Origin of the sequence: Sphaerospermopsis kisseleviana CS-549 (assembly GCF_028329225.1) — a bacterium.
Lineage (GTDB): Bacteria > Cyanobacteriota > Cyanobacteriia > Cyanobacteriales > Nostocaceae > Sphaerospermopsis > Sphaerospermopsis kisseleviana.
In genome coordinates, this window is record NZ_JAQMTI010000303.1 from 1 (window position 1) to 18,648 (window position 18,648).

General features: G+C 40.0%; 13 protein-coding genes. 5 read left to right on the forward strand and 8 right to left on the reverse strand.

The annotated features are described in order from the left end of the window. The first annotated feature begins 996 nt into the window (after nucleotides 1-996). The 5 genes from PN497_RS23590 to PN497_RS23610 all read left to right on the forward strand — a co-directional run bounded on the left by PN497_RS23590 (nucleotide 997) and on the right by PN497_RS23610 (nucleotide 8,542). A complete protein-coding gene (locus PN497_RS23590) occupies nucleotides 997-1,668 on the forward strand; it encodes a DUF4255 domain-containing protein (protein ID WP_236104086.1) in 672 nt (223 codons plus the stop codon). Beyond that, a complete protein-coding gene (locus PN497_RS23595) occupies nucleotides 1,665-3,665 on the forward strand; it encodes an ATP-binding protein (RefSeq protein ID WP_096564867.1) in 2,001 nt (666 codons plus the stop codon). The genes PN497_RS23590 and PN497_RS23595 overlap by 4 nt, the downstream gene beginning before the upstream one ends. Before the next feature lie 96 nt (nucleotides 3,666-3,761). Further along, nucleotides 3,762-6,773, forward strand: coding sequence for an eCIS core domain-containing protein (locus PN497_RS23600; protein ID WP_272110950.1), 3,012 nt, complete (start codon nucleotides 3,762-3,764; stop codon nucleotides 6,771-6,773). A gap of 293 nt (nucleotides 6,774-7,066) precedes the next feature. Then, a complete protein-coding gene (locus PN497_RS23605) occupies nucleotides 7,067-8,347 on the forward strand; it encodes a hypothetical protein (RefSeq protein WP_096564863.1) in 1,281 nt (426 codons plus the stop codon). A 51-nt stretch (nucleotides 8,348-8,398) separates the two neighbouring features. Continuing rightward, nucleotides 8,399-8,542: a hypothetical protein gene (locus PN497_RS23610; RefSeq protein WP_190651358.1), complete on the forward strand. Its 144-nt coding sequence runs from the start codon at nucleotides 8,399-8,401 to the stop codon at nucleotides 8,540-8,542. Nucleotides 8,543-8,593: 51 nt separating this feature from the next. Here PN497_RS23610 and PN497_RS23615 read toward each other — a convergent pair whose 3' ends face one another. From PN497_RS23615 to PN497_RS23650, 8 genes are all read right to left on the reverse strand, one after another. Then, nucleotides 8,594-9,793, reverse strand: a complete 1,200-nt coding sequence (locus PN497_RS23615; RefSeq protein WP_096572520.1) for a DUF4159 domain-containing protein — start codon at nucleotides 9,791-9,793, stop codon at nucleotides 8,594-8,596. A 61-nt stretch (nucleotides 9,794-9,854) separates the two neighbouring features. Beyond that, nucleotides 9,855-10,889 (reverse strand): phage tail protein, encoded by a 1,035-nt coding sequence (locus PN497_RS23620; RefSeq protein ID WP_096564861.1) that lies wholly within the window; start codon nucleotides 10,887-10,889, stop codon nucleotides 9,855-9,857. Nucleotides 10,890-10,915: 26 nt separating this feature from the next. Next, nucleotides 10,916-13,114, reverse strand: a complete 2,199-nt coding sequence (locus tag PN497_RS23625; RefSeq protein ID WP_096564859.1) for a putative baseplate assembly protein — start codon at nucleotides 13,112-13,114, stop codon at nucleotides 10,916-10,918. Nucleotides 13,115-13,213: 99 nt separating this feature from the next. Next, the gene (locus PN497_RS23630; protein ID WP_096564857.1) at nucleotides 13,214-13,627 is read right to left on the reverse strand and encodes a GPW/gp25 family protein; all 414 of its coding nucleotides are present in this window, start codon (nucleotides 13,625-13,627) and stop codon (nucleotides 13,214-13,216) included. Between the two features lie 234 nt (nucleotides 13,628-13,861). Continuing rightward, entirely contained in the window at nucleotides 13,862-14,374 is a 513-nt protein-coding gene (locus PN497_RS23635) for a PAAR domain-containing protein (RefSeq protein ID WP_190651356.1), read from the reverse strand. 152 nt (nucleotides 14,375-14,526) lie between these two features. Further along, nucleotides 14,527-16,317: a VgrG-related protein gene (locus tag PN497_RS23640; protein WP_096564855.1), complete on the reverse strand. Its 1,791-nt coding sequence runs from the start codon at nucleotides 16,315-16,317 to the stop codon at nucleotides 14,527-14,529. A gap of 175 nt (nucleotides 16,318-16,492) precedes the next feature. Beyond that, nucleotides 16,493-17,005, reverse strand: a complete 513-nt coding sequence (locus PN497_RS23645; RefSeq protein ID WP_096564854.1) for a CIS tube protein — start codon at nucleotides 17,003-17,005, stop codon at nucleotides 16,493-16,495. A gap of 98 nt (nucleotides 17,006-17,103) precedes the next feature. Further along, the coding region (locus tag PN497_RS23650) for a hypothetical protein (RefSeq protein WP_272110953.1) at nucleotides 17,104-18,648 on the reverse strand (1,545 nt) is incomplete at its 5' end.

Consider the following 18,648-nt stretch of genomic DNA (forward strand, 5'->3'; position numbering starts at 1 on the left):
ATTTTGGCGGTATTACACTCCATATTTGCCTTTGCTTGTTTACCCAGGCTGCGGTCAAATGCCGAGACGAGATAAATCAGGGGTTTCTCCTTATCAAAATACTTCTTCGTGTAGATGGTTGTTCCTACTCGCAGTCCAATCATATCATATTCGCGGCGAATAAATTCGCCGTTGGCACTTCCTCCACTGTAAGACAGCCAAGTGGCTTCCGTGCCTTTCGGCGATTTTCTTGTGATAACGATTATATCACAAGTTACTGAAGCGTAAACGCTTCAAATGGCTTTCGTGAGGCAGTGCGTTGGTGAGGCAGTCCGGTCTTGGGGGTTTACCCCAGAAGGAACTGCCGAAAGGGTTTCCCTGAGTGAAGTAACTGTCGTCCCCTTGCCTGAAGGAAGGTCAAGTTTTTCCACCCAGATCCAAAACTTAACTATATGGCTAATGCCACGCTACACTATCGGCTGATGCTCACAGCGAAGCATTAAGGGTTTTTAGCCTATTTTTTCATAATTAAGTTTCACTTATTTTAATTTCAGCTTATATCATTACCTACGTCAAGCCAAATTTTTAGTTTTCATAGGAACTTTTCATGATTACAACATCTTCTCAGAGGTTGTAAGTAAGTCGGCATGAAAAAACCGATGTACGTAAAGAAATGTAAAAATGCTTAAAACCTCTTCCTTCCTACCTTCTACCTCTTACTTTGTCATAAGGACAGTTTTTAACGCCTACCTACTGAAATATTCAGCATTTAGCCATTAGCTAATGGCACACTATGGGTTAGCGAAGCTTTCGCTTTAGCATACAGCAATACCAGTCTGTGAATGTCTCTTGTGGAATTAGGTAAAATACGGATTTGATATTATTTGCAAGTACAAGTATAAACTTCTTATAAAATTTATGTTATTGATACTATGCTGAATGTTAAAGTTTTAGCACAAAGCCTGAAAAATATTTGGTGAGGTGTATAGTGATCAACTTGTGCTGGTGCTGTGAGGAATGATGATGAGTAACGCGCTCTCTATAGTTGCTGTCACCGCAGTGCTGAAAGACTTACTGGAAAACGGGCTAGTCAGTGATTCAATTACTGCTAGTGTTGGTGATGTGCTGGTTACTGCCATACCACCGGATTTAATTAAAGTGGGAAGTGATGAGCGGGCGCAACTCAATTTGTTTCTTTATCAAGTTACCCAGAATCGCAATGTTGATTGGATATCTCAGGAATTTCGTACTAAACACTCCAGCATTAATAGTATCAATAGTATAAATAAAAGTCCGCGTTCTGTAAATCCACCACTGGCTTTAAACTTACACTACCTATTAACCGCTTATGGTGCTAAGGATTTTCAGGCAGAATTGCTACTGGGTTATGCGATGCAATTATTACACAGAACAACTGTTATTTCCTCGGAATTGATTGCAAATGCTTTAAAAACTGCCGCTACAAGTAACACCACAAGTCTGATTTCTCAAGCTTTGGCGGGGGTATCTGTATCTGAGTTAGTGGAACAACTGGGACAGATTAAACTTTCTCCTGAATTTTTGAATATGGAAGACAGTTCTAAGATATGGTCAGCTTTACAAACCCACTATCGACCGTCAATTAGTTATCAAGCTTCGATGGTATTAATTGAGAGCAGTAACGTAAATCAATCTGAGGCTGTGCAATGAAGGCAAAAAAAATCAGTCACAATTGGCAACAGTGGTATGAGGGTAATGAATCTTACTTATTATCAGCCTTGGCTATGGTGCGTGGTGCGATAGAAGCATCTGCTCAAAAAACACAGCCATCTGAACCTAGAGAACAACAGCAGTTGGGAGAACAAGCGTTACAAGCTGCTAGGGCGGGAATGTCAGCACCACCAGCACTAGAGCAGATATGTAAATTGTTTGGTCTGACTAGCTTTGAGAGGGATATACTGCTGATGTGCGCCTGTATGGAGTTTTATGGAGATTTTGCAGCTGTCTGTGCTTTAGCTCAAGGAGATCCACAGCGAGTTTATCCAACTTTGGGTTTAGCTTTAGCAACATTACCAAATTCCCATTGGGATGCGATCGCCCCTGATAGTAAACTACGATATTGGCGGTTAATTGAGTTAGGTGAAGGTAGAGCGTTAACTCTTAGTCCTCTGCGAATTGATGAAAGAATTTTACACTATCTTATCGGTACACAATACCTGGATGAAAGACTGGCGGGAATTGTTGAACCTTTACCAGAGGCAGGAGAATTAGTCGCTTCACAGCAACAACTCGCCGAACAAATAGCAGCCGTCTGGATGCAAGCATCTCAAAAAGAAAAGTTACCAATTTTACAGTTATGTGGCATTGAACCTACTAGCAAACGAGCGATCGCTGCCACAGTCTGTAAAATGCTAGGAATGACAATACATATCATGTCTGCTCAAGTTATTCCTTCTGCTCCAATGGAGATGGAAACTTTGTTGCGGTTGTGGGAAAGAGAGGCTATTCTCAGTCAAAGTGCTTTATTGATTGACTGTGATAAAGTTGACATTACAGAAGGCGATCGCACTCATCATATCGGACGTTTTCTAGAACGGATCAATGGTTTTGTGTTGGTGACAAGTCGGGAAAGAATGGCAATACAGCAACGCCCAGTAGTCAGTTTTGATGTTCACAAACCCACCACCGAAGAACAAACCATACTTTGGCAAAAAACCCTATCCCATCTAGAACCGCAATTAAACGGACAAGTCAAAAAATTAGTAGCACAATTTAACCTTAGTCCTACCACCATTCGCGCTGCTTATGCAGAAGCGTCCGGAAAATTAGCCCAGGAGCAAGAAAAAGATATCAGCAGGATTTTATGGGATGCTTGCCGCAAACAAGCCCGCCCCCGGTTAGATGAACTAGCACAGCGTATTCCCCCCAGTGCCAGATGGGAAGATTTAGTATTACCTCCAGCCCAATCCGAAATGTTAAGAGAAATAGCGGCTCACGTCCGTCAACGAGCTACAGTATATCAAACCTGGGGATTTGCAGCTAAAAATACTCGCGGTTTAGGGATTAGTGCCTTATTTTTTGGGGGTAGTGGTACAGGAAAAACCCTAGCAGCGGAAGTATTGGCTCATGAATTACACTTAGATTTATATCGCATTGACTTATCATCCGTAGTGAGTAAATATATTGGTGAAACTGAGAAAAATCTGCGTCGGGTATTTGATGCAGCAGAAGAAGGGGGAGTGATCCTATTATTTGATGAAGCGGATGCTTTGTTTGGTAAACGTAGCGAAGTTAAAGATAGCCATGATCGCCATGCCAACATAGAAGTTAGCTATTTGCTGCAACGGATGGAAAGTTATCCAGGGTTAGCAATTCTAACCACAAACCTGAAAAATTCTCTAGATACAGCTTTTCAAAGACGAATTCGGTTTGCAATTCAATTTCCTTTTCCAGATGCAGTGCAACGTGCGGAAATTTGGCGACGGGTTTACCCAAAAAGTACACCAACTCATGATTTAGATGCCAAGAAATTAGCGCAGTTAAGTGTGACTGGGGGCAATATTCGTAATATAGCCTTAAATGCAGCTTTTTTGGCTGCGGATGCGGGTGAGCCAGTGCAGATGAAACATTTATTACGAGCAGCGCGGACAGAATACGCTAAGTTAGAGAAATCTTTAACAGAGGTAGAAATTGGTGGTTGGGTTTGAGGAGAGAAAATTACACTTAGGTCGAAAGCGATCGCCATCTAAAAAACCATAAAATTAAAAACATCAGCTTCGTCTCAGCGATAAATGGAGGGAGGGATGAGCGATCGCACCTTTGCCCGCAAGAAAACAACAGCAACCAATTTTGCTCAACCTTCGCTTATTTCATCCACAACCCCGACTCTAGCCAATCCCACAAGAGGCTTTGGTTTACCAACAAATAATATCATTCAAAAAGCAGCTGATATATCCACAGAACAACAAGAAGTACAAGCTGCTGAACAGGGTTCTTTAGAACAACTAACTATCCAAGAAAAACCTCTGAGTCACGATATCAGTCGCATTTCTTTTCGTCGTCCTCAAGCAAAGTTAAAAGTAGGAGAACCAGGCGATCCCTATGAACAAGAAGCAGACTGGGTAGCTAATAGAATTATGCGGATGGCTATACCCGATCAAGTTAGCACTTCTGTACAGCACGGAGAGAATTTATTACAACGTAAATGTACAGATTGTGAAGAGGAAGAAGGGAAAATACAAACTAAGCCTTTATTACAAAGGTCAAGTAATGGCAGTTTAGAAGCTGGGGATAGTATTGAAAGTCGCTTAAATAGCAGTAAGGGAGGGGGAAGTCCTCTAGGTGATACCGTGCGGAACTTCATGGAACCCCGTTTTGGTGCAGATTTTAGTAGTGTGCGGGTACATACAGATAATACCGCAGTGCAGATGAGTAAGGAATTAGGCGCACAGGCATTTACTCATGGCAGTGATGTTTATTTTGGGGAAGGGAAAGCACCAGGAAATAATGAGTTGACAGCGCATGAATTAAATCATGTTGTGCAGCAAAGCGGCGATAAGCATAAACATACCCTCACACAGATGCAATTGCAAACTTCTACTGCTAGTCTTGTTCAGCGCGATGATAATCCTCACACAATTGACACGCAAGAGGAAATAGAAGAAATAAACTATGTTTTCTTCTTTGCTAATGGCGATGCCTATGGAAGAGCGGCACGTACTTTTATTGAAGCTAACTACCCTGACTATAGAAGCTTCAGAGCTAATAGTCTTGAGCAGATGTTCGCACAATTATACGAGGATTGCCAAGCTAGGGATATACATATTGGAGAGATAATACTTATAAGTCATGCAGTCCTAGCACCACCTACGGATGAGGAAGAAGAAGGAAATCCCGAAACTGGTGAAGCAGCAACAACACAAGGTTCACTTTTAATTTCGCCACTTAGTGGTAGTGAAGAGCGAGTAACATCTGAAACTTTGCGAGATTTACAAAGTGAGTTTCGTGAAGGAATACATCGTAGATTTCAAAGAAATCGCGCAGCAGTAATTGGTGAAGCGATCGATGAAAATACCGTGATTGAAATACGTGCTTGTAGAATAGGTCAAGATCGACAAACTATGCAGGCATTACGCAGATTTTTTGGTGGTCAGGCTCAAGTTCGCGCTCCTCACGGATATCAAGGCTATGCAATCTTACCTTTTGATGAACAAAATCTGACGCTTGAAGAAACAGTTGAAATCCTCATTGAACAGGGAACTGCTCCTGCTTCCCTGCGAAACCAACCTGCACAGCAACGTAGTTATGTCGAAAGCATCGTAGCCGAGTATGGAGGCATACCAACGCAACATTTTGTGATGGATGAACACCATGAAGCCTTTAGTGCGCTGTCAGATGAAGAACAGATAGCACATATATCTCGTCCTGAACAAAGTGAAGAGGGAGCTGCACTCCATACACGTGAACAGGTAGCTAGTCCTGCTGTTCAAGAAGGATCTTGGTCTTATGCACTTGACCCCAGTGGCTTTTATGAACAGGCTGGTTCTCAAATGATGCGTTCTGATCCAGAGTTAGATCAGCTTTCAAGGCAAGAACTAGAAGCAAGAGCGCAACGCCTCAATAATCCATATCTTCCTGAAAATGCTCCTATGTTGTTACGTTTGCGGCGTGCTTGGGAGTTTGTATCACTAGGTGATAACTTAGATAACCCGGATGATCCAATTGCTGGGTTGCCCCCTGTAGAGATATTTGGTGAGCCAGGTATTGTCGAAGCTGACGCGGAGCGAGCTAGAAGAAGACAAGATACCTTTGAAGAGCAAGATATAGATGCTGTAGCCCCTACTGATCGTCAACGTGCAATCCTAGCAGGAGAACCTGATTCAGTTACACCTGTCGGAGGAGAGGAATCAATTTCTGGTGAAGCTTCTCAAGTGGCTGAACCGCTACCAACACAAGCTGAACCTAGTAGAACATCACGTTCGCGAAGAAGTACAACTAGAAGAGCTAGAACATCTTCTAGTTCATCCCCCGAAGTTGCAGAAGAAAGTGGAGGTTTAAGGATTATTGCGAGAGATGGACTTTGGTTGGTGTTTAATCGACCTGCTTTTCGACCAGAGGTAGTTCAATACATTTGGGGCAACCAATTCAATCCAACTATCACTGAACTTCGTCCTCGTACAGGACTTGTTCGTAGTGAAGATGGCATAGAACTGGACCTTGGGGATACGAATTGGGAATTGGCACAGACTCGTTTTGCTGCTCGGTCGGAGCTTTATGATCGAATGCGTCCTCATGTAAGGCAACAAATTGAAGAACTTTCTGATCAATCACTGACAAGACCACCATCAGGACCAAGCTGGGTTCCTCAAGATGTTTGGCAACAGTTCCTCGAAGCTAATGATGGTATTTACCGATACTCAAGACGTAGCCCATTAAGAACAGATATTATTTTAATCAAGAGAGAAGGTTTATTTTGGGCTGGTTATGCCGAAGCTGTTACAGATGAAACCTATTTATTTCAATTAATGCAAGTACGCGCTCCAAGCTTATTTGAGCGCCTTATAGGCACTGAAACTGGCCAACAGGCAGCAATTCGGTGGATGGCTGATGGAAACCGTGAATACAACGGGTTTATGTGGCAACAGGTACAGGCAGGCATTGGACCTCGACAAGCACGAAGGAATTATATTGAGGCAACTTATCAGCGATTACTTCAGGGATATATAGTATTGATTGGAGGCTCTGCTACTCCTCATGCTGCTGGTGGTACTTTAGGTGATATCCTCAGAGCTACTGGGGTTATTCCAGACTATTAGGGATCATCCCCGCAAATGATGACAAGACAGCAAACCATGCTTGACTGGATTATAGTGAATATAATCTAAATGCTTGTGTAAATCATACTCATCACAAATTGTATGCTCATCGCCTTGGACAACAGCTTAAACATATTGGTGCGATCGCTCTTGTAGCCACTGTCTTGAATATCAAGCGATCGCCTGCCCTTCCACTTAAACCCCAAAAACTAGACTAAAGTCGAAACTATCACACCTGTAGCTAAGTGAGATAATATTGTTATGAATTACTTTGTTAATCTGTGAGGTGAGCGATGAAACAAAGGTTGCAAATTTCCAAAAAAGCTGACTCCTTGGCTACCCAGTCAGAAGAAACTCAGTTTCAGTCACGCCCATCTACTAACAAAACTCAACAGCACACAAATAAAACCCTGTCACAAACAGACATTGAAAATCAAGAATTTCAACAAAATCAAATAGAAGCGACAAAATTACAACTGCAAGCTAAACATGGCACCATCACCCCAGAAGGACAAACACAACTGACCCTGTTACAAGCCAAAATGAATGATGTGTTATATAGTCGCGTTCAACAAGGGTATGGTTTTGGTCACAACCTGGGACAAATAGCTTTTCGTCATCCTGAAAAAATATCATCTTCTGGTTCACCATCACTGGTACAGGCAAAGTTAAATATTAGTCAACCAGGAGACCAATATGAACAAGAAGCAGATACAGTTGCCTCGAATGTAGTTAATCAAATTAATCAAGATACCATCCAAAAACAGCAAACTTCACAGACTGCAACTAGCCAAAATGAAGCTGGCAATGTGGCAACAGCAGATAACAGCGCTGCTAATCCCAAACAACAGTTTTTGAATAATCATGTAGTAGGGAAGGAATTAGTTAAAGGCATAGATGAAAATTCACCACAGGAAAAAATCCTAGAACAATTGTTGAATAATTTCAAAAACATATCATTTAAATACACAATGACTTATAAACAGGGGACAACTCTGTTAACAGGAACAAGAGAAGGAGATTGTAGAACCTTAGCTGAAGCATTTCAAACAGTAGCGCAAGAATATTTTGGTATTCCAAATGTGACGATTGAACAAATTAAGAAACCCTTTTTAAGTGAAGCGGACGAAACTGTTTACCAAGGCAGAAAACGCAATTGTGATCATGGTAAGAGGTGGTTCTTCCAAAATCATTATTGGGCTAGTTGGAATGGCAAAATTTATGATGTCTTATTCCTAAGTAATAAACCCCCCCAAGTAGACATGGCAAGGCAAGAAAACCCGCTAAAATCAATGTTGATGCCTGAAGGTGAATATTACGAGACAGAAAAAGGCAAGGTTGTATATCCCCGTGGTAATGAATATTTAACTGTCGAACTGAGTATGTTTGAGAAGTTGAAAAACCTTGTGAAAAGTCTAAGTAGTTTAATGTCTAGAAATTTGGATTCTATCACTAATAGAATTAGGGATTTATTGACTAGAGGTGGTAATAATAATAGTGATTTTGAATCACTGATTACAGAAGTACAGAAGAACAGGACTAGCGTAGTGACACAAAATAATCAAAATCAATGATTTCATAAGCTGTTACATCCTAATATTCTGGAGTATTATGGAACAGGCAAGATGGCTGTTCCACTTGTAGGATTTACCAAAAAGGGTGAGGTGCAGAGTTTTTTGGTCTTAGAGGATGTTTTAAAAGTAGTATTCCGTAACTTTTATCACATTGTTACTTCCCACGTAGAGGTGGCATCAAAAAGTTATCTGTGAAGACTAGGGAAAAGGGAACAGAATACAAAATACTATCGATCCCTCTCAAAACTACCACTTTCCTGAACTGTCCTCTTGTTGCAAACCTATCAACTTTCTTCTTTGACAAGCATAGTTAAGTATATTAATTCCTAATTCCTGGGCTGTGCGAATAGTTAACCGGGGTAAATTAAATTCTCTATCTATTCCCCATGCAGATGCTAAATCACCAACTATTAAAATTATTCCCCCACCTAAAAATAATTGGATTAACTGTTGATTGATTATAGGTAAAGCAGCAAACAAGAAAGGTTTTGTCCTTAAAGGGTGACTTCTTCGTAACTCTGTTAATGGTCTTAAAGGACTTTCTAATTGTTGTGCTAAGGCCTGGATACTTTCAATTAAAGCATTAGCATCTAAAGGGGCATCAATTAACAATGTGCCACCTAAATTTAAATAATTTCTTAGTGATTCCAACTCAACATTATTCAAAGATAGTGACTCTCTACCTGTAAGATAAAGTAAATCATATTCTTGGATATTTTCTGATAGGGAAACCTCACTAGGTTCATCAGCACCGCGCAAATTTGGGTATAAAGGTTCTACGGATTGCAATAAGTAAGCAAGGTTGAAAAAATTGCGAGCATATTCACCATCACTATGAGAAACTTGTGCAATTTTCACTAAGGCTTGAGGACGTGCCTGGGCATGACGACGATAACGTAAATCAATATTATTATAACCAGGATAAAAAGCATCCGCTGGCTGAATAATTGAATTTTGTCCTGGTTCTAAAAGTATGCGACAAATTTCTATTTCGGAAACATCTGGTGTAGAGTTTCTTTGATCAATACGATAGGTTTCTTGGACAACATCTCTTTGCTGTCCACGCCGTAATTCATTAGGATCTACATAGCTGACTACTAAGTAAATCATCAGCGGTTCAGAAGTAGCTACTTCTAAATCAATAGGAAAATCATAAGATGTAGGTACAACTATCAAATTGCCATTCATATCAATAGCAATTCCTGGTTGAATTTGTACCCAACGTCCATCTCGATATTTAGCTTCAAATTGACGGGGTGCAGGAATTAGCCGCACACCTAAACCACAAACAATTCCTGGTTGATTTAAACTTTGATAGTGGGTATTTTGACGCAGACGATGATATTCATGAGCTTTACTCCAACGTTCTGCATTAATCAGTAAACCATCAGTTGGTTGTAACCTTTCTAAAGGTTGGATGTGTGGAGGTGGGAAAGGATGAGTCATTTGATTTTGGATTTTGGATTTTGGATTTTGGATTAACAAAAAACAAATAGAATTTAGATATTCAATTACTAAAATTTTCTATCACTAAATCATAAGTACAAAAAGCGGGTTTTTCTTGCTCAATTATTCGGCGAATTAATTGTTCATTGAGGTTCATATTCCGGTGATGGGGGCGCAAACAAACTAGAAAATGAAATGGTTCACCACCTGCTAAAACTGCACTACCTAATTGTGCTGTACCCAAAACAAAACTAGGTCCAAAGGGTTCGGTAATACTAATATGTTTATCAGTTTCATTAGGTATATCCTCATCTAAAGGTAAACCTGTATAAAGATGTAAATATAACCGCAAACCTTTACGAGTTCCTCGCCAACGATAAAGCTCAACTGCACGACGAATTAAACGCCGTTGTTGATGTAAATTCCAGACTGAATCTACTTCCCAAGCCACCCAGTGAGCTAAAAATGGTAATAGTGCTTTTGGTGCTGTTAAGGGGTCAAGATTTGCCCATAAGACGTTAAAACTATCAATGGCTGGTTGATAAGCCTGTTCAAATATTTTCATGAAGCGACCAATCAAGTCTACTTCCCGATATAAAACAGGTAAAAATTCCATGTAGGAACTGTAGGGACGAACATATAAATCAAAGTAATCGCTGTGTTGAATTTGTTCTCTCTCTGTTCCTGAGTCAATATTAATAACAACTAAGCTGCGAAAATTCAGATTTAATTTATCTTGTTGTCCGGGAACAATTGCCTGTTGATCTTCAAAAAAGCTGGCAGGAACAGAAAAATAAAGTACAGCATCCATTTGTCCCCGTGGGGGAATTTCACTGCCTTCTGTGCCACCTATTTGACACCAATCAGCAGGAAAGTTACCTTCAACTTTTAAACTTACCCTCACAGGCCGTTGTTCTAAGTTCTGTACTTGCACAACCATTTCGCTGGGTTCTCCTGGATGCAAGACTAAACTCTGTGCTGCTGCATCCATGCTTTCTGTCCCTGCAAATGTTAAACCTGCTCCTGGTACTGCTTCAGGAATTTGCATTGGGGTTAAGTGAATGCGAATAGCAGGACTGGAACGACTTTGCACCATAAAATCTTTCCTTAAAGTTTGTTGATTTAAAGATTACTGATTTGGATATCATGCCCAGAACGCAGGTTATTATCAGCCCAAGAACAGATTAAACCTTGTGCGCCGGGATCTATTACTTGTTCTGGGGAAGATTGCCGCCTCCATGTATCTCCTTCTTTGCGGATAGCAAATAGCAAGACTCGCCCTAAATAACGGACACCGGGGGTTTGCTGCATTAAGGCGATAATATCTGAGGTGTAAACTGGTCTTCCAAAAGGCCAACCTTTGCCTTCTAAGCCTCCAGTTAAGGGGTTGAGATATTTATACAGGGATACTCTCAGATGACGAAGGATTTCTGCTCTGGCTAAAGGGTTGTTATAGGCAGGTTCTAAAATTACCTCTGTTTGTACAGAAACACCTACGTATTGTGGTTCTTGCAGTTGGATTTGTACGCCTAATAATTTTCTCTCATCCAAGTATTGCAGAATTTGTTCTTGTAGTGCGGGACTCAGAGCAAATTGTTGTGGTGCAATACCTTCGCCAAATTCAATTCCGTCTGTATTGGCATAGGGAACAACCAGTAAACCTACTGTACCTGCTTGTCTGGTAGCGTTGGCTGGTAAACATCGCACCCTGGCGATCGCTCCTGCTCCTGCTTGTTTTGTTAAAACTTCAAAATCTTCTGCTGTGACTGCTCGATCACGGGTACGCAGGATGCGCGGCGCTCTGATGACTGCTTGTTCTAAAGATTCCCCATCTGCACCATTAATGGCTGGCGGATAATTTATGACACTACCCACATAGGGAAATGCGGACTTTAAAAATTGGAGTGCGCCACTTTGGACGTTACCTTCTCTACCACCTCCTGTGCGATAAGTCAGCATTCTGATTTCTGCACCCCGTGGCGGTACGGCTCCATATTGATGTTCTTGGGCGTTATCAATATCACTAAATTGTACAACGGTGTCTTCTGTGCTGGATTGTTGAATGCGCGATCGCTGTTTTGTTTGGCGTTTGAGTTGTCCTGGTTCTCGAATCAATGGACCAAACTGCACAGCACCAGTAATAGAATCAATGGTGTAATGACGGTCTTGGGGTCCAGAATCAGCAAAATCTCTCACTTCCTGCCAAGTCTGGGGTAAACCACCGGGGGGAGTGACAACAATATACTCATTTTCTCGACGTTCTAATACTGGTGTCATGAGTAATTGAAAAATTTGCCCTGGTTTACCGTTACTTATACCTAAGCGTTCATCTTGAATCAGGGTACTATGGGTAGCTCTAACAGTACCACCTATAGACCGCACTCCTAACCCAGTGATTTGCGGTGGACGATTATAAACCCCTTGATTGCTACCTGGGGTAGTATACCGACAGCGTAGCCAGCGTCCACGATACACGGTAAATGTTGTTACAGGCCAAGTTTGGGGTAAATGCAGCCGCACATCAGCACCTTGGGCAGCATTACTACCTTGTTGTTCAATTTCGTAAAAACTGAAACCTCTGGTATGGTCGTCTGTTTCTTTGAATAACACTGGTTGCCAATTTTCCCCATCCCAAGCTTCCCAGTATCGGGGCGGTTGATTGGGATCAATTCCTGTCGGTGTGGCTGCTGCTCCTTGGAAAGTAATTTCTAACACATTACCATCCAAAGCTGCATCACCATTAATTACTAAATAAAAACAGTTTCCCGGTTGGGGTTGTTCGTTAAATATAGCTTGTTCATTACCAGTCCAGAAACCGTTGTTTTGACGAGTCCAGGAGTTCACCAATCTTTCTCGCAGAGATTGGGGGGTGTCTTCTGTGGTTTGGGCGGTTAAAAAATGCTGAATCTGGGGTTTACCAATAATTAAAGGTGAATCTGTACTGAAGGTAATAGCTGGTGTAGTTTCAGTGCGTACCGTGGAAACTTCCAGACCTGCGGGAATGGTGTATGCTTGAGGTAGATCAGAACTTAAATAAAAAGTTAATTCTGTATGGGCTGGGGCTGGTGGTTGCAGCCGAATACCTAATAATTCTAAAAAAGCGACATAATTTTTACGTGGGACTTGGTTAAACCTGAGTAACATTTGGTCAGTTAACCAAGCAAATACTTCTATCAGCGTAATCCCTGGATCGCTCAAATTGTGATCTGTCCATTCGGGACAGTAGCGCGGGATACGCATGAGACTTTCTTCCACCAAGTCATCAAAGGTGCGATCGTCTAAGTTAGAAGTAGGTAATTGTGGTAAAAAGTCAAATTTCATATCATGTCTATTTGAATAGTTATCATATCTGTTTGGATGGGGAACAGGGAACAGGGAACAAGAGAATTATTAGTAATTAACAGGGCTTAATATTACAAGTTACTTCCCAGCAGCCAGCAAATAGAATGGATAAACAAAGCTCTGAATATCAGCATAATCCTTGAGCCGATAGTTGATAATGATCTCTACTTTGCCCAGCACAGGGTCAGGTTCGGTCAACACCTCATCTACAATAATTCTGGGTTCCCAAACTTCCAAAGCTTCTAAAACATAGAGACGTATTCGCAGTAGAGTATCAGTATTCAATGGTGCAAAGGCCAACTCTGACAAGCGCGAACCGAAGTTAGGGCGATAAACTCGTTCACCCACCCCTGTACGAAGGATAATCCAGATAGACTCTTTAACTTTTTGAGCATCACTGCTGAGTTTTATTCCCCCTTGCAAGTTCAACTGCAACGGGAAAGCCCAACCAGTACCTAAATAATCTCTTTCGTTTTGTTGGCTATAGACCATAACTGTAAGAATCAGGTGGTTATCGAGTTTCGACTACGCTCAACTACCGCGACTTGTACTGAGTGGTTAGTGAGCGTAGTCGAACTATGTCGAAGTAAGTCGAGATAATATCCAGGATTTCAGGATTTATTAAATCTTTAATTCTCTAAGATACCGACATTACAGGTATAAGCCTATTCGCCAAAAGTCGAGTAATTCATTGGGAATTGGGAATTGGGAATTGGGAATAGATAATTATCCACCGATCAAAACTGTTATCTCTCCTTTGACAATTTTATTAGTCGGACCCAATGCTTCTAGAATGGTATCGCCCATACGACAGGCGGGTAAACCATTGATTAATACTGTTTTACTACCATCAATAACTACACCTGGTCCGTGGGGTGGTACGGGTAAGGGTGTAGCACATTGATGAATATCTGCCATTCCCGGAGGTGAGGAGGCAGCAGCAGCGGAAATCATGCTACTCATTGTCGCCGAGGCGGTGGCTTTGGCAGCTTGTTCAGCAGCTAAGGCCGCTGGTGCGCCTGGTGTACCTGCTGCGGCTTTGGTGGCAGCTTCAGCGGCTTGGATGGCTGTATCGCTTGCTTGTTTGGCAGACTGTAAAGCGGCAACTGCGGCCGCTGGTATCCCCCTCCATGCTGGTAAGTTGCCTATCAGTACATTATGGCTACCGGGTCCGCCTGTTAATACTGGGGGTAAGGGATGGGCTACGTTATCGGTAATTCGGGCTGCTGGTTTGGACATAATTAGAGTTAGGAGTCAGGAGTCAGGAGTCAGGAGTTAGGAGTCAGGAGTCAGGAGAATAGAATTACACAAAATATCTCTAAAACTCTTATTTCTCTGTGATCTCTGTGCCTCTGTGGTTCGTTATTCCGTGACTTGTGCATAAGTCATTATTAATTTAATTTAATTAATGAACCTTTGACAGTTATTACACCATTAGCTTTAATGTCAAGATTTCCCTGGGCTTCTATTGACATATTGCCTGTTGATTTGATGGTAACTGATTTACTAGCATCGCTCATTTTAATGCTATGTTTACCGGAGGTTTCTATTGAAATTGTTTTACCTCTGTCATCCATTTTAATAGTATGACCGCCTTTTGTTTTAATCTCAATAAATTGTTCACTATCATTGAGATAAATTTTGTGTCCTTTGGTGGTTTCTAAACGAATACCTGTTTTACTTCCTCCTTTATCTTCTTCTACAAATTGCATGGTGTGTCCTGTGCGGGTTTTAAAAGTACGTAATCGCACTCCTTTAACAACTGAATCATCTACTTTTTCTGGTGGTGCGTCTTTTCCATTCCACACATTACCAATGATGTAAGGACGGTGAATATCTCCATGTTCAAACCCTACTAAAACTTCATCATTTACTTCTGGTAAACAATCAAAACCTCGATTGGGTCCTGCACCCGCAGTTACTACTCTAGCCCAGTGACTTTCATGTTCTTCACTGAGTGTAGGAAACTTTACTTTTACTCTTCCCCAACCTTTGGGATCTTTATTATTGGTGACTATTCCTATTAAAAAAGTTTGTCCTGGTTGCAGGTGTGTTTGTGTTGATAAAGTAGAAAATAAATTACCTGCTCTTAACCCCCGCACACTAAAATTTGTGGTGTAGACTCTTTGATTATAAAAGTGGCGTGTTTCGGTGACATAATATTTTCCACTATAGCGATCGCCGATATCTTGAATATTGATTACCCTCCCTGGTCTAATTTTGGGGTTTCCATAAGCTTGAGCATCTGCATAAACAAATTCTCCCCCCAGCTCATCACACAAAGCTTGAGCCATTTTTTTAGCTTCGTTTTCTGTAGCAACAGGTTGATCTACAACGATCATTTTTGGGTTGGATGGTTTACCTTTGAATGCTGTACTTGTTTTGCTTCCTTTGCCATTTCCTGTTTCTGTAATTACTTTTTCTGCTGTTACTTCTGAGGTAATTAATTTCTTTTGGGTAAAGTCCCAACTTCTCACTTCTACAGCTTTCACTTGTTCTACATTGGTAACACGCACACTAAATTTACTAATTTCATTTAACCATTTCAGGTTTAAAGATTCCTGACTTTCTGGTTGACAAAAGTTTAATTTTCCATCCTGAATAAATAATTCATAACCTATCCGCGCCGCCCTTTCTCTCAAAAATTCCATGTTAGTTTGGTTTTCTTGAAACACATATTCATGGTTTACGCCACTAGAATCTATTTTACCTGGTAAAATTCCCGTTTCTCCTATAATTTGTTTGACTATATCGCTATCCATTTGATTCAAGAAAGAACGATTATAACGCCCTCTATGCAACCGATGGGAAACATCATAACCACGAATAATAATGGGTGCTTCGGTTTTTTCATTAAAGTGAACTTCTATTGCTGTCACTTCCCCTTCAATTAAATTCTGTTCGTCTTTTTTCTTAAAATTACTATCTTGGGTAGTGCTGGAAATAAACCCGATTTTGATTTGTGTGCCAATTTTAAACAGCTTTTCGTGTCTCCATTCTTGGTATTCTGCACGTTCAACTGTACTCAGATAACTATTATGTATTACCAGGGTAAACATTGCTGGTAAATGCAGACTCTCTTCTACGGTAATTTCTAATAAATCTTTCATTAATTCCGGTGAAGCGTCTTGTCCTTCTATTTGAATTTTTGGTTCACTTAAATACAGGCTTTTGTCTGGCATAAGATTTTAGTTTTTATTTCATGAGATAAAATGTATATCAATGCAGCAGGAGTCAGGAGTAAAACTGGCTTGGTGTATAGGTTTTAATTTTGATTCTGTACTCCTTGATTTGCAATCTGCTGTAATTTTATCAACTATTGATTGAATATTGATTGAATATTGATTGAATTATTTATTAAATCCGCGAGTCTGCTTGTCTGGCTGCACCTTGAGAAGCTGATTCTCTACCTCCTGGCATATTATTTTTATCTACTTCTTGTAAGGATATATCTACTATTGCCCTTACTGGTGTACCGTCATTTAAGAACATATTTAATGTGTAAGTTAAACTGGTCATGACACAATAAAAATATTCGCTTCCCCAAGTTAATATGTAAACAGGTGGACGTTTATCTGGTGAACCATTAATAGTTTCTACTCCTTTTTTGATGTTATCTATATACTCTTTCATTACTGATTTTTTGGTTTCATAGGTATCGAATATTAACTGTTTTAAGGTAAATTTATAAGGTTCAACACCGGAAAAGTTAACTTTAGGAAGTAAGGTAGTACCTCTATTTCCTTGCTGACTTGACCAATTTACTGTTCTAGAAAAACTAATATCTGCGGGATTAAACATTAATTCAATGTCTGGTGCTTCTCCGTTATAAGCTACGAGTTTTGCTTTTACCAGTTTTTGATTTGCCATTTTATTTTTCCTCCTTAATACAGCAGTCTATTTTCAATCCAAAATCCAAAATCCAAAATCCAAAATATAAAATCCAAAATATAAAATATAAAATAGAATCACCAAGGTAAACGACCTATATATTTTCCTTGACGTTCTCTTTCTATTTCTATTCTTTGTCGTAATCTGTAATAAATTTCTTGGGCTAAAGCTTCAAGTTTTGCATTATCATCTTTATTATTTTCATTACTTTCATTTTCTTCTGTTGGTAAGGATGTGTATGGGTTTTGTATCGTCTCTGTTATCGGTGCGATATCCCTTGATATATCCGGTGCTGTAACTTCTCCTCCATTTGCAAAACCTTGAGGTGTAGAAAGTCGTTTGGTAAAAATATGTGATGCTTGTGATGGTTCTGATGATGCAACTTGAGAAGATGGTGCATTTTGCCAGTTACTCTCTCTACTATTAAAGTTATAATTATTGAATTGATTATTACTACTATTTAATAGTTCTTCAATACTTGTCCATTCAGATGGTGTTTGTGTGTTGGTATTTGAATTATTCTTACGGAAAATTAAAGTAGGTGATGAATAATTGGGGGTTGATTCTGTGTAAGTTTTAGTTGTATTTTCTACTGAATTCATTTGTGTATTAAGTTGTGGATTAATTTGTAGAGAGTTCATTCTGGAAAGTCTTTGTTTCCCAATTTCTACACCCAGGGAAGGAGAATTTAAAACAGTTGGTTCTTCTCGTTCAGCTTCTTTGCGCTGTAATGTATTATCTACAAAAGAATCTACTTTAGTCGTAGAGTCTGAAAAGTTGGTTGGTTCAGGCGTTTTGCTATCAGTTACATCTAATTTAGGCGAGATTATTTCCTCTGGTGAACCGCCAGTATTAATATGTTTAAGTATGTGGATATTTTTCTGTGCATCTTTAGCGTTGATGACAAATTCTCCTGGTGTCAGCATTGCAGGTACTGTATCAGAAGGTGCTACTGGTTGATAATTTTCCACTGCGGTTGTGGTGACTTGGCCACCAGTAGCATAACCTTTAGGTGCTGGTAAAGCTGGTAAATTATTTAAGACGGTATTTGCTTCAATGTCAATGTTAGAATTTTTGTCTTCATTGTCTTGAAGAGATGAATTTTCTGATATATCTGATATATGTGAGTGATTAATAAAAGTTGATAAATCAAGGTTTTCAAATGCCAAAATTGACTCTGATATTGATTCAGATGCGGTTATTTGTTCATTGTCAATGTTATTTCTCAAAATCGGCAAATTATCTGTATTTTTTGGCAATGATATATTAGATATATTAGATATATCAGTATTCTCTGGTTTAATTATAGCTGCATCTGGTGTATAAAGTTCTTCAGATTTTGGTGATATGGTTTTGGAAGTAACAGGAGTAATTTCTGTGTTCTCTTCTGTGGTGAATTCTGTAATTTCCGATGTTTGATTTTCTGAGGTAATTTGATTATTTGCTTCAGAAGAATTTAATTGAATATCTGGTGATATGGTTTTGGGAGTAACAGGAGTAATTTCTGTGTTCTCTTCTGTGGTGAATTCTGTAATTTCCGATGTTTGATTTTCTGAGGTAATTTGATTATTTGCTTCAGAAGAATTTAATTGAATATCTGGTGATATGGTTTTGGGAGTAAC